Source organism: Roseibium sp. (assembly GCF_025698965.1).
Lineage (GTDB): Bacteria > Pseudomonadota > Alphaproteobacteria > Rhizobiales > Stappiaceae > Roseibium.
The window spans coordinates 1-21,905 of the sequence record NZ_JAILWL010000036.1; the positions used below are offsets into that span (position 1 = coordinate 1).

Below are 21,905 nucleotides of genomic sequence, written 5' to 3' on the forward strand. Positions count from 1 at the left end.
CCGGCCATTGTCTCCCGAAGTTTCCTCCTTTCGGGTGGTGCCTGGTCTGCTGTCGGGCAAAGAAGGTTCTCGTTTGGTCTCCAGGGAAGATTTCACGGGTGATGCGAGAGGTGGTGGAGGTGTTTTGGTTGTTGTCGGCGGCTCGGCAGGGGGCGTGACGCGAGCAGGGGCAATTTGCGGAGCTGGCATCGGGGCAGCGGCTGCCGGCTTGGGCGGTGCTGCCGGTTCCACGGATGTTGCGCTGTCGTCCGGACGGATCGGGATATCAGGTCCCGGCGCCATTGGGCTTTTGATGGAAAGGCCGGCTGATCCTTGCGTCTGCTGAGGGCCGGGGCGGGCGGAAAGCGGAGCATTGCGAATGATGTTCTGTTCGACAACAACGTCGCTCGGTCCACCGATAAGGATCAGGTGCTCGACATTGTCCCTCCGCACGAGGACGAGACGGCGTCTTGTGTCGACAGTGGCGCTGTCCATAACTGCAATGCGGGGCTGTCTGCTTCTGCTTTGTGAAACATTGCCGCCGGTCAGTCGCTTGAGGATGAAAATAAAAAGCCCGAACAAAAGCAATACCGCAGCAAGAGCCAATATTACCGCGATCGCCTGTGTGACGCCCCCACTCACGTTGAAAGTCGATTCAATCCAGTTGTACATCTTTTCCTCGTGCCGCCTTTGACTGCGGTATGAATGCGATTGCCGGATACTTGGAATATTGGTCCCAAATGTGGGTTTGGTTGCTTATCCCCAGTAAATCAGGCGCTGGTCTTTTCGCCGGAAGATTGCCCTTGAGCCCTCTGATTTTTCGCATTTCATCGCCACCCGAGTTCAAAGCTGCTTTCAATTGCCCAGCACTGCCGCTTGCTGTTCCGCTTCGAATCTCACTAGGTCTATAAGTTAACAGAGGGCGGTAAAATTTGCCTGCCGCAAGAGGGTGTCATTTTGCAAAATGCAAAGGAATGTTGCTCTCTTCCACTGGTTTTTGAAGGGTTTGCGGCCTGACGTAACGGACGTATTAACCATTCGTTAACCATTTGGTCGGCAATCATTGCCTAGTCGGTTAACGAATGGTGAATGGAATGGCCTTTACGGAATTGCCGTTGTTTCAGGCGTTGAAGTCGAAAATGCAATGGCATCAGACGCGCCAGAGCGTGCTTGCCGAAAACATCGCCAATTCTGATACGCCCGGCTACATGTCCCGGGACGTTAAGTCCTATTCATTCGAAGATCATGTTGGAATGCACAACGGTGGCGTCGCGCCGGCGATAACAAAGGCCGGTCACATCGGGGGCGGGATTTCGACGACCGGAAAGGTCAAGGCGGAAGAACGGGAATCCTTTGAAATCACTCCCAGCGGAAACAGCGTCAATCTGGAAGAGCAGATGATGAAAATCACGCAGAACCAGATGGACTTCCAGGCAGCAACCAGCCTCTACACCAAGGGGTTGGGACTGATCCGAACCGCCTTGTCGAGAAGTGCATAGGCCCCAAACCGAAATTCAGAGGACCGCTAGATGGACCTGATCAAATCTCTCTTCGTTTCAGCAAGCGGGCTCAAGGCGCAAAACGGGCGCATGCGCGTTATCGCGGAAAACATCGCCAACGCGAGTTCCACTGGCCGAACCCCGGATGAAGAGCCGTATCGGCGCAAAATCCCGACCTTCGAGACCGAGTTCAACAAGGAACTGGGAGCTCATACGGTGGAGCTGGGTAAAATTGCCGAGGACAAGTCGGACTTCAGGTTGACCTACATGCCGGGACACCCGGCCGCCGATGAAAACGGCTATGTGCTTCAGCCTAATGTGAACACGCTGATCGAAACCACCGATATGCGCGAGGCGCAGCGGTCTTACGAAGCCAATTTGAACGTTATCGAATCGACGCGGCGGATGCTGCAGAAGACCATTGATATCCTGCGGGCGTAAGTCGCGGAGCTGATCAGGAAAAGGGGTAGCGGCAATGTCCACTGCATCGATCGCAAACAATGCCTATCAGATGGCGGCCCGACTGCAGCAGCAGGCTCGTTCGGCAGCCGAGGACACAGGCCCGCAGCGCGAAGCCGTCGATTTTGGTCAGATGGTTCAGGAGGCGGTGGAAACCGTCGTCGACAAGGGCCGTGAGGCAGACGACAAGGCGATCGGGATGATTGAAGGCAAGACCGGGGTTGTGGACGTGGTGACCGCTGTCGCGGAAACCGAGGTAGCGTTGGAAACGATGGTCGCGGTGCGGGATCGGGTCATTTCCGCCTACGAAGAAATCATGCGGATGCCGATCTAGGTCGGCCGCTTGGGGGCATCATATGACAGGTGGTGAAGTTCTCGACCTTGCGCGAGAGGCGGTTTGGACAATGATCCTGGTGGCCGGGCCAACGATGATTGTCGGCCTGCTGGTCGGTGTGGTCATTGCCCTGTTTCAAGCCCTTACTCAAATCCAGGAAATGACTTTGGTCTTCGTGCCGAAGATATTGGCCATTTTTGTCACGATCCTGATTTCTCTTCCTTTCATGAGCCAACTGCTTGAGGCGTTCATGGGACGGGTGACGGAAATGATCCTGACGACGGGGTAGGCCGCAACGCTTCATGACCATTCAGCTTGATTTTCTGCCAGATATCACCGCCGCATTTCTTTTGATGTTTGCGCGGCTTGGCACGATGCTCATGCTGCTGCCGGCGCTTGGGGAAAGCTCCATTCCGATGCGAATGCGGCTGACCCTTGCTCTTGCACTGACCCTGGTGCTCTATCCGGTCGGTGCGGCGCAATATCCTGCAAACCTGACGGAAAACATGGCACGGCTTCTGGTGCTGCTTGCCGGAGAGCTGGCGATCGGGTTCGGCATCGGTCTTTGTGCCCGCATGATCACATCGGTGCTGCAGATCGCCGGTGTGATCATGGCAAACCAGTCCGGCTTGGCATTTGCCCTGGGGACGGATATCGCCAATGAAGGACAACAGGGCGCACTTTACGGAAACTTCCTTTCAATTCTGGGTATCACACTCGTCTTCGTGACGGATACGCATTACCTGGTGATCGCTGCGCTCTTTGACAGCTTCACGATCTTTCCGCCCGGTCTGGCACCCCCGGTTGGTGATTTCACCCAAAACGCGACGGAAACGGTCGCGCATGTCTTTTCGATCGCGGTGCGCATGAGCGCACCTTTTCTGGTCGTCGGTCTCGTCTTTTATTTCGGTCTTGGTCTGCTCAACAAGCTGATGCCGCAGATGCAGATCTTCTTTATCGCCATGCCCGTGAATATCGCGATCGGGCTGTTTTTGCTCATGGCGCTGATCGTTACCCTGATGATGTTCTATCTGGAGCATTTCCAGGATTCGCTCGGCAAATTCATCGTGGGATAGTTGGAGCTCGTGACCGGATATGGCTGACGATACCGACGACTCGGAAAAGACAGAGGACCCCACGCAAAAGCGCTTGAAAGAAGCGCACGACAAGGGGGACGTCCCGAAATCGCAAGAGGTCAGTACCTGGTTTACGTTGGCCGGGGCGACCTTGATGATTGCAATATTTTCGCCCGGTACCGCTGCTTCGCTGGGTGAATTGATGAAAGGCTATATCGAGCATGCGCATCAGATCCCGGTCGATGGTTATGCGCTGAAGGCATTGTGGCGCGATACGGGCCAGAATGTTGCGCTGATTGTCGGGGTTCCCCTGATTGCGCTCGTCATCATGGCGGTGGCCGGCAACCTGATCCAGCACCAACCGCTGCTGACGGCAGAGACGATCAAGCCCAAATTGTCGAAGGTTTCACCGGCATCGGGGTTCAAACGTCTGTTTTCGTCGGAAAGCCTGGTGAATTTTGCAAAGGGTATGGCAAAAATCTCGATTGTCGGCGCGGTGATGGTTGCGGTGATGTGGCCGCACCGGGATGAAGCCGATCTCATGGTTTTTGCAGAAGTCAGCGTGATCCTTCCCGAAGCGAGGGTGCTGATCCTGCAGCTGCTTGCCGCCATTCTTGCCGTCATGACGGTCGTCGCCGGTGCCGATTTCATCTATCAGCGCAACAAATGGTTCAACAAACAGAAAATGTCGCTGCGCGAGGTCAAGGAAGAATACAAGCAGACGGAAGGCGATCCGCAAATCAAAGGCAAGATCCGGCAATTGCGGATGGAGCGTTCCCGCAAACGCATGATGTCGGCTGTGCCGCAGGCAACCGTTGTCGTCACCAACCCGACCCACTATGCGGTGGCTCTCAAATACGAAGACGGGATGGGCGCACCGCTCTGCCTGGCGAAAGGTACAGATGCGGTTGCCTTGAAAATCCGCGAAATCGCCAAGGAAAACGAAGTTCCCGTTATCGAAAATCCGCCACTGGCGAGAGCGCTTTTCGCGACTGTCGACATCGATCAGGAAGTTCCCGAAGAGCATTACAAGGCCGTTGCGGAAGTTATCGGCTTCGTCTACCGGATGCGCCGGCGCGCCTCCTGGCGGGCAAACTAAACCCGTCAAAAGAAGTCACATGACCAGAAGCCTGGGTAAACAGGTGATTTTCAACAGGTCACGGCCTCATATCAGTTGAAATTAAGCATTAAGCCAAGAATGGTTAAACACGGCCTGTTGTTTAGCGAATCGGGCCGGGGAGACAGGACGGATGAGTGACATGGACGGAGCGCCAAGTGGACCGATGATCAGTCGGCCGGAGCGGTCCGGGAACATAGGCCTGCTTATAGGTCTGGCGCTATTGCTCGTCGGCGCGGCAGCTGCCTTTGCGGTTATGGACCGTGAAGTTGCGCAGCCGTTCATTCTTGCGTTACTCGGTATTCTGGCCGTTGTCGGTGTCTTTTGCCTCTTTGCCGGGGCCATCGGATTCTTGCGCCTGTCCGCACGTCCGGGCGAGGCCAATCCCCTTGCGTCGGCATTCGTTGACACTTTGGAAGACGGCGCGCTTATTACCGATATGGAAGGGCGTCTGGTCTACGCAAACAAGGCCTATGCCGACCTGACCGGTGCTGAGGCCGCTGCCGAGATACGGGTTGTCGAACGGGTGTTTTCCTCCGATCCTGATGCTGCTGACGCGATTTTCCGCCTTTCTCAGGCGATGCGTGACGGTCGTCGCGCCCAGGAAGAAATTCGCATGCCGTTTCCATTGGGGCGCGCTGAGGGCACGGCCCGCTGGTACCGTGTATCCGTGCGTCCGCTGCAGGTGTCAAAGGAGCGGGGTGGTGGCAAGCCTATGGCTGTCTGGCAACTCGCGGATATTACGCGTGACCGGGCTGAACAGGAAAACTCCTTTCAGGAACTGCAACGGGTCATCAATTTTCTCGATCATGCTCCGGCAGGTTTCTTTTCCTGCGATTCTGAAGGTCGCATCGTCTATCTGAACGCGACACTTGCCGACTGGCTCGGATATGACCTTGCCCAGTTTGATGCAGGCGACCTTGATCTTTCCGGGATCGTGCGCGGCGATGGAACCGAGTTGATCCGGTCGGTGAAGGGGCAGGCGGGCGAGGTCAAGAGCGAGACCTTCGATCTCGATTTCGTCACGCGCAACGGGCGTGGTCTTCCCGTCCGCCTACTGCACCGGGTTCCGTTCGGTGAAAACGGACAGGCGGGTGACAGCCGCACACTCGTTTTGAACCGTTCGCGTGGTGAAGAAGCGTCAGAAGCTTTGCGCGCGGCGGAAGTGCGCTTTGCCCGTTTCTTCAACAATACGCCAATAGCAATTGCCTCTCTCGACAAGGATGGCCGGGTGCTGCGCACCAACGCGCCGTTCCTGAAGCTTTTCGGGGCCGTCGATACAGATGATGAATCGCCAAAACTGGAAGCCTATGTGGCCGACAGTGGCCGCGAGGAATTGTCGAAAGCCTTGAGTGCAGCCGCCAACGGTATCGGCGAAATCGCGCCGATCGATATTCCGTTGGTGGAAGGCAACGATCCGCGCTCGGCAACATTTTATGTTTCTGCAGTGCAGGAAGGTGAGGGCGACGGTGAGGCAGCGATTGTCTATGCGCTTGAAACCACGCAGCAGCGTGCACTTGAAGCGCAATTTGCCCAGAGCCAGAAGATGCAGGCGATTGGTCAGCTTGCAGGCGGGGTTGCCCATGATTTCAACAATGTCCTGACTGCGATCATAGGTTTTTCCGATCTGTTGCTCGCCAGCCACCGGCCGACCGATCCGTCCTTCCAGGACATCATGAACATCAAGCAGAACGCCAACCGGGCCGCCGGTCTCGTTCGCCAGCTGCTTGCCTTCTCGCGCCGTCAGACCCTGCGTCCGCAGCAACTTGAATTGAATGATGTCCTTGCAGATCTTTCCATACTTCTAGACCGGTTGCTGGGTGAAAAGGTCGAGCTGAAAGTGATCCACGGCAGAGACCTGTGGCCGGTCATGGCCGATCTCAATCAGCTCGAGCAGGTCATTGTCAATTTGGCAGTGAATGCGGGAGACGCCATGGCAGATGGCGGCCGTTTGACGATCCGCACGAAAAATGTCGAGTCGGCTGAATCCACACAATTTGAAAACACGAGGGGCATGCCACCGGGTGAATACACGCTGGTTGAAGTGGAAGACACCGGACATGGCATGCCGCCGGATGTGATGGAAAAGATCTTCGACCCGTTCTTTTCCACCAAGGAAGTCGGCAAGGGGACCGGTCTCGGACTTTCAACCGTCTACGGCATCGTCAAACAGACGGGCGGGTTCATTTTCTGCACGTCCGAAGTAGATGCCGGCACGACGTTCCGCCTGTTCCTGCCGCGGCATATTCCCCTGGTCGTTGAAGAAAAGAAACCGGAAGTCAAGGAAACCGAACCGGAGAAGGTCGCCGATCTCACCGGGTCCGCATCTATTTTGCTGGTTGAAGATGAGGAGGCTGTCCGGGCCTTCGCCGCACGGGCATTGGCCTCGCGCGGGTACACGGTTCACGAGGCTGGGTCCGGCAATGAGGCGCTGGAAGTGATGGAGGAGACCGACGGAGAAGTCGATCTGGTGGTGTCTGACGTCGTAATGCCTGAAATGGACGGACCGACCCTTCTGGTCGAATTGCGCAAGACCCGCCCGGACCTGAAGATCATCTTCGTCTCCGGCTACGCAGAGGATGCTTTCGAGGAAAACCTGCCGGAGGGAGAGCAGTTCTTCTTCCTGCCGAAGCCGTTCACGCTCAAGCAGCTTGCGACCACTGTGAAAGAAGTCCTGAACGGGTAGGTCGCAATCGGTGCCAAACGAGCTGTAGCAAGGTTGCCTGACACACGTCACTGCGGCGGAGCGCCTCAATTCGGCGTGGTCCGGCCGGTTGCCATCAGGCTGCTCAGATACTGGTAAATTTCGCGTATTCAATCCCGGTCAACGCGAGAGCTGGCCGGGATTTATTTCATTCGTCCAAATTCAGCGGGTCATAATGGCACTTGCTTGAAGCCTGTCTGAGACCGCCAGTGCAATTCTCTGGCAAGGTCCTTGAAAGACGTGTTGAATGGCTGTGACAGGTCTAGGTTAAAGCAACTTTTGCCCAGGCCGTGTGGACGAATTGGTTTGAAGCGTTGTTTTTAGGAGACCTCATGGAACTGCCAGAATTCATTCGCAAATTTCCTTCGCTCGACATTCCCTTTCCGGACGATGTCGTGAAATCATATGCCATCCAGTCGGAAGCCGGGCTTGTTGTATTCTTTGATTTTCAAAAAGATATGGTCCTGCCGCCGCATTCTCATCTTGCCCAATGGGGAACAGTTCTGGACGGGGAAATCGAGTTCACGGTCGGCGGTGTCACCAAGACGATGGGGCCGGGAGCCATTTACGATATTCCCAGTGGTGTCGAACATGGCGCATTGATCAAAGCCGGTACAAAGGCGATTGACGTTTTCGAGGAACCCTACCGCTATTCCATTCGCGGCGAATAAGACAACACACCTGCTTGTTCGAGTTTGTTTGCGACCAAGCGTGCCAACTTGACAGAAAACGGTCGATTTGGCACACCAAGGGCATGGGGAATGCGAACACCCCGTGAGGCGTCAGCTGAAGTTTCGCGTCCATTACCCCACTCGAAAGGGAGGACGCGTCATGCCGTCTCCAAATACGATTACAGTTTCTCAACTCGCCAGACTCATTGGAACGCCGGACGCTCCGGTCGTCATTGATGTGCGCGTCGAGGAAAATTTTGTCGATGATCCTTATCTCGTTCCTTCATCCTTCCGACATCCTTTTGATCAAATTGCAGATCTTGTCGGGAAATTGTCCGGTCGAAAGACCGTTATTGTCTGTCACAGGGGTTTGAAGCTTAGCGAGGGGGCTGCTGCCGTACTCAGGTCTTCAGGTGTCAGTGCTGAAAATCTGGAAGGGGGTATGGTTGCCTGGCGTGAGGCATCGCTTCCCAGTATCCCTTCTGAAAAGATCCCCTCGAGAAACAGCCTGGGCCAATCAGTCTGGGTGACACGTCACCGACCAAAGATCGACCGGATCGCCTGTCCCTGGCTGATCCGCAGGTTTGTGGACCCGGCAGCCTAGTTCCTGTTTGTGTCACCGTCCCAGGTTGCACTCGTAGCTGACAGGTTCAAGGCGACGCCCTTTGATGTCGAAGATGCCTTCTGGAGCCATCGCGGGGACCGGTGCAGTTTCGATACGATGCTTGAGGAGTTCGGCCTTGAAACCGACCCCTTGCTGAAACTTGCAACAATCGTGCGGGGTGCCGATACCAACCGCCACGATCTGGCACCCGAAGCGGCCGGTTTGCTCGCCGCCTCCCTGGGGCTGTCGCGTATGTATCGTGATGATCTTCAGCAGCTGGAAGCGGGTATGGGGCTTTACGATGCGTTCTATCGCTGGGCGCGTGATGCCACAAATGAAGGGCATGACTGGCCTTCCACAGCTCCACAGAAGGCTTGAATCATGTCGACTGAATCTGAGATTGCACGGCTTCCGGAGCCGTGCAATCCGGCTTCGCGCCTGCGTTTTCTGCAAGTGTTCGCCGGAATCGGTTTTCTTTCATTTGGCGGCCCGGCAGCTCAAATCGGGCTGATGCACCGAAAGCTTGTTCACGAGAACAAGTGGCTCGACGAAAAGGCCTATCTGAATGCGTTGGGCTTTTGCATGCTTTTGCCCGGACCTGAGGCGATGCAATTGGCGACCTATGCCGGTTGGCGAATGCGCGGGACATTGGGAGGGCTTGTCGCCGGAGGGCTGTTCATTCTTCCTGGCGCTGCGGTGATCCTCCTGTTGTCTGCAGTTTATGCCCGTTACGGGACATTGCCTCTGGTTCAAAACACCTTTGTCGGTATCAAGGCTGCTGTGTTGATCGTTGTCTTCGAGGCATTGCTGCGCTTGTCCAGAAGGGCACTATCTGGGCTCGATCAATGGTTCATTGCCGGGCTTGCCTTTGTTGGCATTTTCTTTCTGTCCCTGCCGTTCCCCCTGATCATTCTTGCGGCAGGAATTTATGGTGCGCTGGTCGGTTATCGCAAGGTTGCCACCAGCGCGTCACTTGTGCCGGTACATGTCTCATTGCGGCAAACCTTCCAAACCGTTCTGTTGTGGCTGCTGATCTGGCTCGTTCCGCTGTTTCTTCTGGGACTGTTCGCAAATTTGCCGATACTTGCAGAAATAGGGACGTTTTTCTCGAAATTGGCGGTTGTCACCTTCGGAGGAGCTTATGCGGTCCTTGCCTATATGGCTCAGGACATCGTCACGGATTATGGCTGGTTGACGGCAGGGGAAATGATGGATGGACTCGGCATGGCGGAAACCACACCGGGACCACTCATCCTTGTCACTCAGTTTGTGGCCTTCCTGGCGGCTGATCGTGTCGGAGGGCTGTTTTTCGGAGTTTGGGGAGCGTGCGTCGCGCTCTGGGCAACGTTCGTTCCATGTTTTCTCTGGATATTTGCCGGGGCTCCCTACATCGAATGGATCTCTGCCCAGCCCAGGCTCAACGCCGCGATTTCGGCGATAACCGCCGCGGTCGTCGGTGTTGTCCTGAACCTTTCGGTGTGGTTCGCATTGCATGTGCTTTTTACCGAAGTACAGCATGTGCAAGTCGGCTGGCTGACGCTTTGGATTCCAGATGCGGCAAGCTTCGACTGGCGCGTGTTGCTGCTGGCTCTTGCAGCAGGTTTGGGCCTGCTGCGCTTTCATGTTCCGCTGATCTACGTTCTGGTGTTTTCGGCGGTCGGCGGCATCGCACTGACCGTGGCTGCTTCCTCAGGTTGAGGGAGGCTTGATATGTACTCGCACTGGTTACAGAATCCGCCTTTCCTTCGCCAAGCATTTTTCCTAACCTTGATGCATTGAGAGGATCGGGTATCCGACCCGAAATTCAGGAAATGCTGCATTGGATCCGGAACAGGGATCTTAAGTTAGGGAGAGTGTCATGGCACAGGGATATTGCGATGTGTGCGGCAAGCGGGCGGAGTACAGGGCGCAGGTGCGTCGGGGTGGCCGCCGGAGCGTCGTTGAGCTGTGCCAGGAACATTATGAACAGCTTGCCATGCGACGGCAGTCGACGTCGCCGATGGATCTGCTGTTCGGCGACCAGATGTTCGGCTCGGACCCTGAGGGGCTCTCCGACCTTGCGCGGGCTATGGCTGCTCGTGAAGGCGGCGGTGGTGGTGATAGTGTCGGGTTCGGCGACCGGGAAGCGGTTGATCTCGAAAGCTACCTGACCGACGAAGCCCGCGAGGCTCTGCAAGCCGCGGCGCAAATTGTTGACGAGCAGGGTGGCACCATCATCGATACGGAGCATTTGCTCTATGTGCTCGCCAACACACCGTCCGTGAAAGATATTCTGCGGCGGTTCAAGCTGAACGCCTCCGATCTGAAGCAGCATATTGAACACAATTTTTTCGGCGATGTGCAAAAGACGTCCGAAGACGATGAAAGCGGCGAAAAATCCATGACGGTATCGCCGCGCGTGAAAGCAGCGTTGCAGGCTGCCTTCCGGATCTCGCGCGAATTCGGCAACACCTATATTGGCCCTGTTCACATGTTCCTGGGATTGATGGATATTGGCGAAGGGCGTGCCAACCAGGTGCTGAAAACCTATGGTTTGACGCCGGAAGCGCTTCGCCAGAAAGCTGCCAAAGTGGTTGGCACAGGCCCGGATGGAGGTGCCAAACCCCAGTCCGAAACGCCGAAACTGGACGAGTATTCACGCGACCTGACAGAGGCCGCAAACCGGGGTGATCTGGACCCGGTTATCGGCAGGTCCAAAGAGATCGGCTCAGCGATTGAAGTGCTGGCGCGGCGAACCAAGAACAACCCGGTTCTGATCGGCGAGCCAGGCGTCGGCAAGACCGCCATTATTGAAGGTCTTGCGCAGCGTATCGTCAATGATGACGTGCCCGAGCAGTTGCGCGGCAAGCGCCTCGTGGAACTCAATATCAATTCCATGGTTGCCGGGTCCAAATACCGGGGCGAGTTTGAAGAACGGCTCAAGGAAGTCATCGATGAAGTGACGGCCAACAAGGACAGCGTGATCGTTTTCATCGACGAGCTGCATACGATCATGGGAGCCGGGCAGGGCGGCGGCGAAGGCGGGCTTGATGTCGCCAATGTCATCAAACCTCCGATGGCGCGCGGCGACCTCAATCTGATCGGCGCAACCACACTTAACGAGTATCAGAAACACATCGAGAAGGATGCAGCCCTTGAACGCAGGTTCCAGCCGGTGCTCGTGCCGGAGCCGACAACCGAGCAGACGGTGATGATCCTTCAAGGCCTGCGCGACAAATATGAAGCGCACCATCAGGTGACAATCACCGATGAGGCTATCTCGGCGGCGGTCGACCTTTCCAGCCGTTACATCACCAGCCGGTTCCTGCCGGACAAAGCAATCGACCTGATGGACACTGCAGCCGCCCGCGTACGCATCGGTGCGACAGCCCGGCCTCAGGATCTTTTGGAAAAAGACGAGGCACTTCTCAAACTCGAGCGCGAACACGAAGCGGCCAAAGCCAACAAGGACTATGACAGGGCTCAGGACCTGGATGAACAGATCGACGGTCTTCGGGACGAGATTTCCGAAATGGAAGACACGTGGCAGACCTCCATTGGCGGTGAAACGCCGGTTGTCCAGCTGGCTCATGTTGCAGAAGTCGTTGCTTCGCTCACAGGTATCCCCGTCTCGGAATTGACGGAGGAAGAGCGTGACAAGCTCCTGAAGCTGGAGGATCTGCTGCACGAACGGGTGATCGGACAGGACGAGGCGGTGAAAGCAGTCAGTCTGGCTGTGCGCCTTGCCCGATCCGGGCTTCAGGCCAGTGGTCGACCCGTCGCAACCATGTTGTTTCTTGGCCCGACCGGGGTCGGTAAAACGGAACTGGCCAAAGCACTTGCAGCGATTGTCTACGGTGACGAAAACGCCATGATCCGGCTCGACATGTCCGAATACATGGAACGGCACACGGTCGCCCGGCTCATCGGGGCCCCGCCCGGCTATGTCGGATATGACGAGGGTGGCCAGCTAACCGAGCGTGTACGCCGCCGGCCGTATTCGGTGGTTCTGCTCGATGAGATCGAAAAGGCGCACCCGGAAGTCCACAACGTGATGCTGCAGGTGTTCGACGATGGCCGCCTCACGGACGGCAAGGGGCGGATGATCGATTTTTCGAACACGATCATCATCGCCACGTCCAATGTCGGGGCCGAGGTCATTCAAGAGAAACTGTCGGCCAATCCGGCGGCAAAATATGATGATCTGAAACACGGCGTCATGGACAAGCTGCGTCATTACTTCCGGCCGGAACTTCTGAACCGGCTGGACGAGATCATCGTTTTCCATTCGTTGTCGAAGGATAACATCCGCGAAATCGTCAAATTGCGGCTTGAAGGGGTTACGCAGGCAGCACGCGGGCAGGGCATTACGCTCGGCTTTTCCGAAAGTCTGGTCAATCACGTCGCGGCGGAAGGATATCTGCCTGAATTCGGGGCGAGGGAACTTCGCCGGCAGATCCGTACGCTGGTGGAAGCCCGGTTGTCCGAGGAAATCCTCAAAGGAGACATTTCGACAGGTGACACTGTGACGGCTGATTGGCCTGAAGGATCTTTCGAAGTTAAATTCGAAGTTCAAAAGCCGGTTGAGGAACAGGCTGAAGATACCGCTCCTGAAGATATTGACGAAACGGGCGCAACGGATTCCGGTGCAGAAGAGACCGCAGCAGAATAAAGCTGGCAGTACCGGTAAGGCGCTCTTCGGAGCGCCTTTTTAATGTGAAGGCAAGAACACATTGAACGATTTGGGACCCACTTGATGTGGTCTTTTCGAGCCCGCCAAAATGCGCTGGGACAAAATTCAAGGGTATTCAGACCAAGAGTTCAGACAGTTGTTTTAAGCCCATTTCTATGCGCAGTGCTGTGCAAATTTTTTAAGAAAATCAGTTATTTTTGATCGGTTTGGAGGTGACTTCAAACGTTGCGATATTTCTTCGGGTGAGAACTTCACAAGCTCAAACGCCAGGAAAATCTCCGGCGCAAACTTGTCGCTTACTGTCGACAAGACCAACCTTAGTTGGTCCAGCATGTCGTGTCCTCGATGAGAGGCGTGCATCAGCGCAATCGGCTTTCCAATTATCTCCTCACGGGAAACAAGCCAATCAATCGCGTTTTTCAATCCACCCGGAATAGCTCTGACATATTCTGGACTTGCGATTATCAGTCCATCGCATTCCCGTATCATGTCGACGAAAGCCTTTACCGGTTTCGGCAACGGATCGTCCTCGGCATCCGGTGAGAAGACGGGCAGGCTGGCGAGACTGGCAAAAACCACGATATCATGGTCCGGTTCTGACAGTTTCGACACAGCCCTGAGCATTGCAGTATTGGTCGAAATACTGCGGCTGCTGCCAGAGATTGCAAGGAATTTCATATCTACTCCGTAGGCCTATCGGGCGTGGCTTGCAAGGGAAGCGGTGCCGCAAGCTGTTGATCCTCGCGGTTGAGAAGGCGGGTTCACATGAAGTTCCCTAAGCCGTCAATGTTCCGATGTTCGTCGCTTTCCGGCAGGTGCTACCAGCCGACTGCCTGGAAATAGAAGATGTAGAACAAGGCCCAAAGCGCAAGGGAGATGGCAAGCTTGGCGGACTTAGAAAGTCGTGTGCCAATCAATCGCGACAAAGCGAATGCAACAAGCACAATCGCAACAAATCTCGGTAGTCGGGCGGCTGGCGAGAGTACCGCGAATGCCAGAGGGGAAACGTTTGCAGATCCTGCTTCTGCTGCAAATATCTTGTAAGGGACGCCTGAAAATGCTCCTTCAAGCATGCCAATAAACAGGCCGTTCTGCAGCAGTTCTCTTACCGTCGCGTAGGTTGTCGTTGAGATGCCTGGAATTTTGAGCAGAACATCCTTGGTTTCCTGCGGATACTGGTTGGCGCAGATCCAAACCAGCAGCCCACCTAGTGTTGCTGCAAGGGCTGCACTCAGGCAGGCCCACAGAGCTTTCTTCAATGAAGAAAGCGCAACACTGGACAGCAGAACATCAGGAACGATGAAGAACAGGGTTGCTTCGGCAAACCCCCAGAGGGCAGCAAGTGTCTTACTCCCAGGACGCAAAGTTCTTTTCCGATGAGAGTTGGCTGAAACGTTCTTTCAATCTGTTCATGAATTGAGTCCGGTTTCCCGGCCAAGTGATTGGTTCACCGATAAAAATGTCGCAGAAAAACGGCACCAGCAAAAAGGAGCCCTTGGGCAGGGCCTTGCCGAGGCCGTGGGTGAATACGGGAACGACAGGAGCGTCCGGAAACCGTTCGGCAAGATATGAAATTCCTTTCTTCAGATCCGTCATCTGTTCCGGTTCGCCGCGAGACCCTTCTGGAAAAAGGATCAGGACCTTGTCCTGAGCCAGGGCCTCGTAACAGCCCTCCAGCGGATCCACGGTCTTGTCGGCACCGGTTCTTTCCACCGGAATGATGCCGAGGACATGTTCCGACAGCCAGGCTTTTCGAGGAGAGGAGAAAAAGTAATCGGCAGCAGCTACGGGTTTGATGTCCTTGAGCCTGGAGAGCGGCATCAGTGCCATCAGCACCATTGTGTCCAGATGACTGTTATGGTTCGCAACAATGATTGCCGGACCATCGGAAGGGAGAAGTTCCTTTCGCCGGACGTTCAGGCCAAGCAGGAACAGAACCGCGGTCTTGACGAAAATATAGAAGGCTTTTTGCAACATGCATGCGGCCTCTTAATAATAAAAGTATCGGGTGAAGTGAAAGAATAGCGGCGCCGTGAAAGTGAGGCTGTCGATACGGTCCAGAATGCCTCCGTGGCCTGGAATGAGGCTGCCTGTATCCTTGACACCAAGGTCGCGCTTTAGGGCGGAAACCGTCACGTCGCCAACAAAACCGGCTACGGCAATCAGGAGACCGGCTGCGGCGGCATGGGGCAGGTCAAGAGGCGTGACAAGCGGCGCGATCAACATGGCGAGAACGAATGTGGTGGCTACGCCGCCAAGGAAACCTTCCCATGTCTTGTTGGGACTGACACCCGGAATAATCTTGTGACGCCCGAAGAGCTTGCCCCAGGTGTATTGGGCGACATCGTTGAACTGGGTCAGGAAGATCAGAAACAAAAGCAGTCCGGCGCCGCCGGCGCTGCTTTCAGGCGTTGCCGGCAGGATCAGCAAAAATGCCGCGTGGCTGATCGAAAAGACGCACAGCATCAGCCCCCAGTTAAGTGTGCCTACCGATTTCAGAAATCCGTCTGTCTGCTGGGACAGCAAGCTGGCAAAAGGCAGAAACAGGAACATGTAGACCGGAATGAAGACAGCAAACATGCCGTAGTAATGGTCGTAGACCCAGAAGTACTGAACCGGGATCGACAGATACGCCCAGAACAGCACCCGCCGGTCGGCCCGGCGGGTGGGGATCATCGAAAAATACTCCTTGAGCGCCAGGAAACTGATGAGTGCGAACACAATGATCGAAATGGTTTGGCTGACCAGAAAGGCGAGCGTGAAAATCGCCACCATTACCCACCAGCTCTGGGTGCGTTGAACGAGTTCGCTCATGTCCTTGCTTGAACGTTTTGAAACGACGAACACAACAAGGCTGGCCAGTGTGAGCAGAGCCCAGATGCCGATCAGAGCCCAGTGAATGGCGAGTAACTTCATCGGGTTTCCAGCTCCTTGAGCGCATTGCGGGCTCGATTGAAAATTGTGAGCGCGGACAAGATAAGGCCCAGACCGAACAGGATCTGGTAGACAATTGGCATGGTCAGGCCAATCCCCATCAAAAACCCGCAGAGACCGAAAAGCGCGGCTCGGTCGCTCTTGCCGAAAGGACCGTCATACCGGCGGCTCGCACCTATCTGAACGCCAATGACGCCTGTCATCTCTCCAATGATTGCGAGGATCACCAGCCCGATGACTAGTTCGGTTGAAACAAAGGGCAGGGCGGCAAACGGTAGATAAAGCGCCGTGTCCGAAACAACGTCGCCAAGCTCGTTCAAAACGGCTCCGAGGTGAGATTTCTGGTCGTGTTCCCGGGCGAGCATACCGTCAATGGCATTCAAACCCATGCGGAGAAACAGAACGACCGGTAGAAGCAGCAAGGGCAGCGAGGCACCGGGAAAGAGCCACAGCAGCGCACCTTCCAGGACAGACAGGACAATTGCCGAAATCGTCACCTGATTGGCAGTAATACCGCCTGCCGCGAGCTTGCGGCATACCGGACGGAGCAGATCCTGAAAACGGGATTTGAGCTGGTAAATGGTTGGCATGTTTAAATGGTCCGAAGTGGCCTTTGAATGCACAAGTTGAATCCGACTGAGAATATATCCGGCGCGTTAAAAGAGGTTTGAAGATCCATAGAGGCAAGGTGAGGGGACTTAAAGTAGATGTTTGACAGCTATTTTCAAAGAGTTCAGTTCTCTTTTGCTCGGCTTCCTTTCAGAAAAGGCGATACGCATTGCCAGGCCCTCGATGAGATCAAGCGTGAACTTTGCGCAATCCCGGTCCGAAATGTCCGGTTTTGCTCCAGACAGATTGCGAATGGCTGCAATCTGATCTTCTAGGGCCGAAAGGAGACTGTCCCGATTGGTCAGGAATCCTTCAACGATCACCGGGTTGCGCATGGCTTCTGCGAGGATTTCAATTGTGAGGGCCGAGTATTCCGGCTGGCTGCAGAGCTTCAGATAGCGTTCAACGAAAGTTTCCAGAGCCGCAAGCGGATCCGAATTATTTGTCAGCCCCTCTTGCAATTCGGCAAGGTCTTCGGCTTCAAGCGTGGCGATTGCCGCGATGAGTTCGGTTTTTCCGCCGAAATGATTGTAGATGTTGCCAAGGGAAACGCCTGCACGTTTGGCTATGTCGCGAATGCCGGTCTGATGAAACCCCTGTTCGATAAAGCAGATAGCAGCGGTTTCGATGATGTGTTTCCGGCGCGCATCTGCGGTTTCCGCGCGCGATAATTTTTCACTCATCCGATTTTTCTCGTTTTGTGCATTGGCATTTTCGGTTTTTCTTACTACATAATGAACGATCGTTCGCTCAGTTTTTGAGATCTCTGTTTGACCATGCAATGTGGTCAGGCCGGTTGAGCAGCGGTCATTCGATCGGTTTCCCGATTCCACGGGATTTCAGTTGATTTGAGACGTTTAGGCAATGCAGATAAAAATTGATCTCCCCTTTATTTTGCGCACGTTCAGAAACCGGATTGCGCTGACCTGGGGCATCGTTCTCATCGAGAACATTCTCATCGCACTCATTCCGTTGCTGATCGGCATGACCATAGATGGTCTGCTGACGGGAAGAACGACGGAACTCTTCTGGATGGTCGGCATTCTTTCGGGTCTCGGCGTCATAGCAGTCGGGCGAAGGGTATACGACACACGCACATATGGCACCATCAGGCTTCATCTCGGTTCGGAACTCCAGCGTAGATCATCGACGCTTCAGGTTTCCAAACGCAGTGCCAGGATCGACATGTCCCGGGAACTCGTCGACTTTTTGGAACAGGACGCGCCGGAACTGATTACGGCAATTATTCAGATTGCCGTCAGTTTTGCGATCCTGACCTATTTCGATGTTCGTTTGGGTATCTCGTCCGCTGTCGTCGTTCTGGGGATGATTTGTGTCTATGCCTGCTTCCACCGGCGGTTCTATGCCTACAACGCCAGCCTCAATGCGCAGCGGGAGCAGCAGGTTGACCTGTTATCTGCCGGCAGTCGTTTGGGAGTTTTCAGGCATCTTCGATCGCTCAGACGTCACGAGGTTTCGATCTCCGACACGGAAGCTGTCGTCTATGGCGGCATCTTCTTTCTTCAAATTGTCTTCATCGCGTTCAACCTGTTTCAGGGGGCAGGCATTCCAGGTGTAACCGCTGGCCAGATTTTCTCGATTGCCAGCTATTCCTGGGAATATGTCGAAGCTGCGCTTCTGCTTCCCGTCGCTCTGCAGAGCTGGTCACGCCTGAGCGAAATCACAACCAGAATTAATTCTCAAGATAGCAAGGTTTTCGATGCACTCCCGAAGCAATGCCGTTCGCTTGTTGGAACCATGTCAGTTTTGCTGCTCGCATCCGTTGTTCCCGGACAAGCAGACACCCCGGTAGAGGGGTTCTGGATCACGGAAGATGAAAGCCTTGTTGTCGCGACGGGCGCTTGCGAGGAGGGAAGCTCCGAGCTTTGCGGCATCATCGTCGGAGTGCCCGGGGCAACGCGTGATGCAGCGCTGTCACGCTATAAATCGCAATTATGCGGTTTGCCGATCTTGTGGGATCTGAAGTGGGCTCCGCAAGCTGATCGATGGGTTGAAGGCAAGATCCTGGATCCGGAAACAGAGAAGATTTACGACCTCAGCGCGACCTTCAAGGGGCCGGTCCTACAGCTTCAAGTCTCAAACGACCAAAGCGGGAGAGGGCTGTCTCTAACCTGGCAAAGCATCAGCAAATTTGACGAGGTTTGCCAGTGAGCCGCGTCTCAAAGTTGAAAACTCGACATTTTAAATCCAGCACCACGACCTGCGACCGGGAGTTCTGGCGATGAGAAGAGCGTTGTGGATCGCACTGGCGTTGGTGAGCCTTGCCGGTGTGGCCGGTTTCCTGAGCTCACTTGAAGATACCGCCGACGTCAACGAGGTTGCCTCTGCGCTCGTGTTGCGGCCGGTTGGCTACGTCAACGCTGAAGTCGGTGAGCATGCAGGCTTAGTCTCGGTGTTTGCCGAGGTAAAACCCCGTTGGCAGGTTGACTTGAGATCCCGGGTGGCCGGAATTGTGACCGAGATTGCTCCTTCAGCGCTGGGCGGATCACGCGTTGATTTGGATACGGTGCTTCTCAAACTGGAACCCGCCTCCTATCAGGCAAACCTGGAAGAAGCGCGCTCTGCGCTGAAAACTGCAGAATTCGAACTGCTTCAAAAACAAAAGAAACGGGATATTGCACTAAAGGACTGGCGCGCGGTCAATCCCAATCAGGACCCGCCCGACTTGGCCATCCATTTGCCGGAAGTCCGTGTGGCGGAGCAATCCGTGGCGGCGGCCGAAGCAAGGGTTGGAGCGGCGGAGTTTGATCTCAAGTCGACCTCAATCAGGGCTCCCTTCGACGCGATTGTTACGGAACGGTCGGTCAGTCCTGGGCAATCAGTCAATGAAGGCGACGTTCTGTTCTCGCTTCTGGATGACAGCCTGCTTGATATCAGGGTCTCGCTCGCGCCGAAGGAATGGGCACTTCTGCGAACAGGTTGGGACACCATGAACGCCGAGCTGTTCAGTGAAGCCGGAGCGTGGATCGGTTCTGCAATGCTGAAGCGTGGAGGTGGTTTTCTGGATCCGAAATCGCGCAGGTATCAGCTTTTTCTCGAGGTCGAGGCAACTGAACATAGCGAGGTTTTACCAGGACAGTTTGTTCGGGTCGGTCTCCCTGGAACAAGCATCGGCAACACACTGCGCATTCCGGAAAGTGCGCTGACGCAAAATGGCTTTGTCTGGTTCCTGGATCCGTCCGATCGGCTCCAGCGATATGAGGCTGCTGCATTGTTCCGGGATAACGGCGAGGTGATCGTCAAGGCTCCGTCCGGCAACTCCGGGGGCGACGTGCTGCGCATTGTTCGACTGCCCATGAGTGCCTATTTGCCCGGGCAACAGGTTGCCCCGGTGATTGCGGGAGACAGCAAATGACCTGGCTCACCAACTGGTTTATCCGCAATCCGGTCGCCGCCAATCTTTTGATGGTTTTTATTCTGGTGGCAGGTGTGACGTCGTTCATGACGGTTCGAATTGAGGGTTTTCCAAAAATTCCAGCCGACACCGTTACCGTTTCCACCGCGTTTCCAAATGCCTATACGGCGCAAGTTGACGAGCAGGTTACCCGCAAAATCGAAAAGGCAATTGAAGGCCTTGAGGGCGTCAAGGCTGTGCGCTCCAGCTCTGAGCCGGGGTTTTCAGTCGTATCCATCCAGAAAAACAATGGTTATGCGCTGCAGAAGCTGCTTGACAATGTCCGGCTGAAAATCGACGGCATCTGGGACATGCCCAAGGATGCTCGCCGTCCCGTAATCGAGGCCAACAATTTCGACGTGCCTGCGCTTTATGTGCAGGTCTTTGGCGATACGGACCTGAAGACTCTCCAAAAAATCGCCCGCGACTTGAGGGCTGATCTGCTTGCAAGCCCGGAAGTTTCCAGGGTCGAGAACTGGGGGCTTCAGGATCAGGAGATCGCAATCGAGTTTCTGCCCGGCACCCTGGAACGCCTCGATATGACGATCGGTGATGTCATGGCCCGCATCCAGGAAGCGTCGCTCTATTTCCAGGGTGGAACGCTTCGAACAGAAGGGGGATACATCACGCTTCGGGCCGACAGTCAGGCCTATTCTCTGCGTGATTATCAAGAGATCCCGATCGTTCAGTGGCCGGACGGCACGACGACGCTGCTAGGTGATATTGCAAACATCACCGACGGTTTTGAAGAAGTTGACATTGAAACCCGGTTCAACCGGCAACCGTCGGTCGGAATGGAAGTGCTGATCGGCCGCAAAGACAATCTGTTGCGAGTCTCAGAGGCCGCAGATGGGATTGTTGAAGACGCAAGGCGAGGGCTTCCGAGCGGCGTGGAAATCGCCATCTGGGGGAATTCCCGGGACTATATCTCGGATCGCCTTCAGCTGTTGAGCGACAGTGCCATCCAGGGGCTTCTGCTCGTCGCTCTGATGCTGGCCATATTCCTGAACGTGAAACTGGCCTTCTGGGTCGCCATGGGAATTCCGATCTCCATTGCCGGAGCGCTGGCCGTTTCGACCACGGGTTGGATCGACTATTCACTCAACGACATCACGACTTTCGGTTTTATCATCGTACTTGGGATTCTGGTTGACGATGCTGTGGTTGTCGGGGAAAGCGTTCATGAGCAACGGAAGAAATTCGCCAATCCGCTGCGGGGCACAGAAGTTGGTGTGGAGCGGGTCTCGACCGCGACCGTATTCGGGGTTTTGACCACCGTCGCTGCCTTTTTTCCGATGCTGCTGATTGACAGTCCGCTGGGAAAGGCACTGGCCAGTTTTGCAGGCGTGGTGATCCTCGCCTTGCTGTTTTCCCTCCTGGAAAGCAAGCTGATCCTGCCTGCGCATCTGGCTCACATTTCAATGAATAAATCCGATCGACCCGGCTTGATCACGCGTTGCTGGAGTTGGGTTCAGACCAAGGCCCGGAGCGGATTGCGGGGGTTCCGGGACCGCATTTATGAGCCGGTGCTGAAGTGGTCGCTTCGCAATCGATATGCGGTTCTGATCCTGTTTGTCTGTGTGGCGACGCTGGTTTTCGGACTGGTCGGGACCGGTCAGATAAAGTCCACATTTTTTCCGAATGTGCCGGGGCAGGTTATTTCCGCCTCTCTAAAAATGGACCAGCGGGCACCGGTGCAGCTCACAAGAAAAAACGTCGAGATTATCGAAGAAGCAGGTCTCGATCTCGGCAAGGACCCGGAATTGCAGAATGCGGCGGGGGACAGTCCCGTTGCGCATCTTTTCGCATTCGTCAGCGGAACGACTTCGGCC

The 21,905-nt window shown here is 55.3% G+C and carries 20 protein-coding genes and 1 pseudogene; 14 read left to right on the plus strand and 7 right to left on the minus strand.

Going from position 1 to position 21,905, the window contains the following annotated elements; translation table 11 throughout:
- Positions 1-651 (minus strand): flagellar biosynthetic protein FliO (locus K5905_RS04800; protein WP_297580825.1); only part of this gene is annotated, 651 nt, incomplete at its 3' end.
- Positions 652-1,073: 422 nt separating this feature from the next.
- On the opposite strand from K5905_RS04800, the gene flgB reads away from it, so the two are divergent.
- The 11 genes and pseudogenes from flgB (at position 1,074) to K5905_RS04855 (ending at position 13,094) form a co-directional block, all read left to right on the plus strand.
- On the plus strand, positions 1,074-1,478 hold the full coding sequence (flgB, locus tag K5905_RS04805) for a flagellar basal body rod protein FlgB (RefSeq protein ID WP_297580827.1): 405 nt from the start codon (positions 1,074-1,076) through the stop codon (positions 1,476-1,478).
- A 30-nt stretch (positions 1,479-1,508) separates the two neighbouring features.
- On the plus strand, positions 1,509-1,919 hold the full coding sequence (gene flgC / locus K5905_RS04810; RefSeq protein WP_297580829.1) for a flagellar basal body rod protein FlgC: 411 nt from the start codon (positions 1,509-1,511) through the stop codon (positions 1,917-1,919).
- Positions 1,920-1,953: 34 nt separating this feature from the next.
- A complete protein-coding gene (locus K5905_RS04815; RefSeq protein ID WP_297580831.1) occupies positions 1,954-2,271 on the plus strand; it encodes a flagellar hook-basal body complex protein FliE in 318 nt (105 codons plus the stop codon).
- A gap of 22 nt (positions 2,272-2,293) precedes the next feature.
- Positions 2,294-2,560 carry a flagellar biosynthesis protein FliQ gene (gene fliQ, locus K5905_RS04820; RefSeq protein ID WP_297580833.1) on the plus strand — a complete coding sequence of 89 codons (267 nt, stop codon included), beginning with the start codon at positions 2,294-2,296 and terminating at the stop codon, positions 2,558-2,560.
- Between the two features lie 13 nt (positions 2,561-2,573).
- Positions 2,574-3,347 carry a flagellar biosynthetic protein FliR gene (fliR, locus tag K5905_RS04825; RefSeq protein ID WP_297580835.1) on the plus strand — a complete coding sequence of 258 codons (774 nt, stop codon included), beginning with the start codon at positions 2,574-2,576 and terminating at the stop codon, positions 3,345-3,347.
- Positions 3,348-3,366: 19 nt separating this feature from the next.
- Positions 3,367-4,446, plus strand: coding sequence for a flagellar biosynthesis protein FlhB (gene flhB, locus K5905_RS04830; RefSeq protein WP_297580836.1), 1,080 nt, complete (start codon positions 3,367-3,369; stop codon positions 4,444-4,446).
- A 151-nt stretch (positions 4,447-4,597) separates the two neighbouring features.
- On the plus strand, positions 4,598-7,150 hold the full coding sequence (gene cckA, locus K5905_RS04835) for a cell cycle histidine kinase CckA (RefSeq protein ID WP_297580837.1): 2,553 nt from the start codon (positions 4,598-4,600) through the stop codon (positions 7,148-7,150).
- A 350-nt stretch (positions 7,151-7,500) separates the two neighbouring features.
- Entirely contained in the window at positions 7,501-7,839 is a 339-nt protein-coding gene (locus K5905_RS04840) for a cupin domain-containing protein (RefSeq protein WP_297580838.1), read from the plus strand.
- Positions 7,840-7,999: 160 nt separating this feature from the next.
- A pseudogene (locus tag K5905_RS04845) lies at positions 8,000-8,821 on the plus strand (chromate resistance protein ChrB domain-containing protein).
- 3 nt (positions 8,822-8,824) lie between these two features.
- Positions 8,825-10,141, plus strand: coding sequence for a chromate efflux transporter (gene chrA, locus K5905_RS04850; protein WP_297580839.1), 1,317 nt, complete (start codon positions 8,825-8,827; stop codon positions 10,139-10,141).
- A 160-nt stretch (positions 10,142-10,301) separates the two neighbouring features.
- The gene (locus K5905_RS04855; protein ID WP_297580841.1) at positions 10,302-13,094 is read left to right on the plus strand and encodes an ATP-dependent Clp protease ATP-binding subunit; all 2,793 of its coding nucleotides are present in this window, start codon (positions 10,302-10,304) and stop codon (positions 13,092-13,094) included.
- A 174-nt stretch (positions 13,095-13,268) separates the two neighbouring features.
- On the opposite strand, the gene K5905_RS04860 is transcribed toward K5905_RS04855, so the two are convergent.
- The 6 genes from K5905_RS04860 to K5905_RS04885 form a co-directional block, all read right to left on the minus strand.
- Complete coding sequence (locus K5905_RS04860) at positions 13,269-13,793, minus strand: NADPH-dependent FMN reductase (RefSeq protein ID WP_297580843.1); 525 nt, start codon at positions 13,791-13,793, stop codon at positions 13,269-13,271.
- 140 nt (positions 13,794-13,933) lie between these two features.
- A complete protein-coding gene (locus K5905_RS04865; protein ID WP_297580845.1) occupies positions 13,934-14,479 on the minus strand; it encodes a hypothetical protein in 546 nt (181 codons plus the stop codon).
- Positions 14,463-15,092 carry a lysophospholipid acyltransferase family protein gene (locus tag K5905_RS04870; RefSeq protein ID WP_297580847.1) on the minus strand — a complete coding sequence of 210 codons (630 nt, stop codon included), beginning with the start codon at positions 15,090-15,092 and terminating at the stop codon, positions 14,463-14,465. The genes K5905_RS04865 and K5905_RS04870 overlap by 17 nt, the downstream gene beginning before the upstream one ends.
- Before the next feature lie 12 nt (positions 15,093-15,104).
- Positions 15,105-16,031, minus strand: coding sequence for a phosphatidate cytidylyltransferase (locus K5905_RS04875; protein ID WP_297580849.1), 927 nt, complete (start codon positions 16,029-16,031; stop codon positions 15,105-15,107).
- The gene (locus K5905_RS04880; RefSeq protein ID WP_297580851.1) at positions 16,028-16,639 is read right to left on the minus strand and encodes a CDP-alcohol phosphatidyltransferase family protein; all 612 of its coding nucleotides are present in this window, start codon (positions 16,637-16,639) and stop codon (positions 16,028-16,030) included. The genes K5905_RS04875 and K5905_RS04880 overlap by 4 nt, the downstream gene beginning before the upstream one ends.
- Positions 16,640-16,747: 108 nt before the next feature.
- Positions 16,748-17,341, minus strand: coding sequence for a TetR/AcrR family transcriptional regulator (locus tag K5905_RS04885; protein WP_297580853.1), 594 nt, complete (start codon positions 17,339-17,341; stop codon positions 16,748-16,750).
- Positions 17,342-17,522: 181 nt separating this feature from the next.
- Between K5905_RS04885 and K5905_RS04890 the strand changes: the two genes are divergently transcribed.
- The 3 genes from K5905_RS04890 to K5905_RS04900 form a co-directional block, all read left to right on the plus strand.
- The gene (locus K5905_RS04890) at positions 17,523-18,830 is read left to right on the plus strand and encodes an ABC transporter six-transmembrane domain-containing protein (protein WP_297580855.1); all 1,308 of its coding nucleotides are present in this window, start codon (positions 17,523-17,525) and stop codon (positions 18,828-18,830) included.
- 70 nt (positions 18,831-18,900) lie between these two features.
- On the plus strand, positions 18,901-20,034 hold the full coding sequence (locus tag K5905_RS04895; protein WP_297580857.1) for an efflux RND transporter periplasmic adaptor subunit: 1,134 nt from the start codon (positions 18,901-18,903) through the stop codon (positions 20,032-20,034).
- Positions 20,031-21,905: efflux RND transporter permease subunit (locus K5905_RS04900; RefSeq protein ID WP_297580859.1), on the plus strand; the 1,875-nt coding region annotated here is incomplete at its 3' end. The genes K5905_RS04895 and K5905_RS04900, both read left to right, overlap by 4 nt.

What these genes read in the sequence shown, in the direction of transcription:
- chrA (WP_297580839.1), top strand. Translation starts at nt 8,825, where the DNA reads ATGTCGACTGAATCTGAGATTGCACGGCTTCCGGAGCCGTGCAATCCG.
- flhB (WP_297580836.1), top strand. Translation starts at nt 3,367, where the DNA reads ATGGCTGACGATACCGACGACTCGGAAAAGACAGAGGACCCCACGCAA.
- fliQ (WP_297580833.1), top strand. Translation starts at nt 2,294, where the DNA reads ATGACAGGTGGTGAAGTTCTCGACCTTGCGCGAGAGGCGGTTTGGACA.
- K5905_RS04815 (WP_297580831.1), top strand. Translation starts at nt 1,954, where the DNA reads ATGTCCACTGCATCGATCGCAAACAATGCCTATCAGATGGCGGCCCGA.
- K5905_RS04875 (WP_297580849.1), bottom strand. Translation starts at nt 16,031, where the DNA reads ATGAAGTTACTCGCCATTCACTGGGCTCTGATCGGCATCTGGGCTCTG.
- cckA (WP_297580837.1), top strand. Translation starts at nt 4,598, where the DNA reads ATGAGTGACATGGACGGAGCGCCAAGTGGACCGATGATCAGTCGGCCG.
- flgC (WP_297580829.1), top strand. Translation starts at nt 1,509, where the DNA reads ATGGACCTGATCAAATCTCTCTTCGTTTCAGCAAGCGGGCTCAAGGCG.
- K5905_RS04855 (WP_297580841.1), top strand. Translation starts at nt 10,302, where the DNA reads ATGGCACAGGGATATTGCGATGTGTGCGGCAAGCGGGCGGAGTACAGG.
- K5905_RS04885 (WP_297580853.1), bottom strand. Translation starts at nt 17,341, where the DNA reads ATGAGTGAAAAATTATCGCGCGCGGAAACCGCAGATGCGCGCCGGAAA.
- K5905_RS04890 (WP_297580855.1), top strand. Translation starts at nt 17,523, where the DNA reads ATGCAGATAAAAATTGATCTCCCCTTTATTTTGCGCACGTTCAGAAAC.
- K5905_RS04895 (WP_297580857.1), top strand. Translation starts at nt 18,901, where the DNA reads ATGAGAAGAGCGTTGTGGATCGCACTGGCGTTGGTGAGCCTTGCCGGT.
- K5905_RS04870 (WP_297580847.1), bottom strand. Translation starts at nt 15,092, where the DNA reads ATGTTGCAAAAAGCCTTCTATATTTTCGTCAAGACCGCGGTTCTGTTC.
- K5905_RS04860 (WP_297580843.1), bottom strand. Translation starts at nt 13,793, where the DNA reads ATGAAATTCCTTGCAATCTCTGGCAGCAGCCGCAGTATTTCGACCAAT.
- fliR (WP_297580835.1), top strand. Translation starts at nt 2,574, where the DNA reads ATGACCATTCAGCTTGATTTTCTGCCAGATATCACCGCCGCATTTCTT.
- flgB (WP_297580827.1), top strand. Translation starts at nt 1,074, where the DNA reads ATGGCCTTTACGGAATTGCCGTTGTTTCAGGCGTTGAAGTCGAAAATG.
- K5905_RS04880 (WP_297580851.1), bottom strand. Translation starts at nt 16,639, where the DNA reads ATGCCAACCATTTACCAGCTCAAATCCCGTTTTCAGGATCTGCTCCGT.
- K5905_RS04840 (WP_297580838.1), top strand. Translation starts at nt 7,501, where the DNA reads ATGGAACTGCCAGAATTCATTCGCAAATTTCCTTCGCTCGACATTCCC.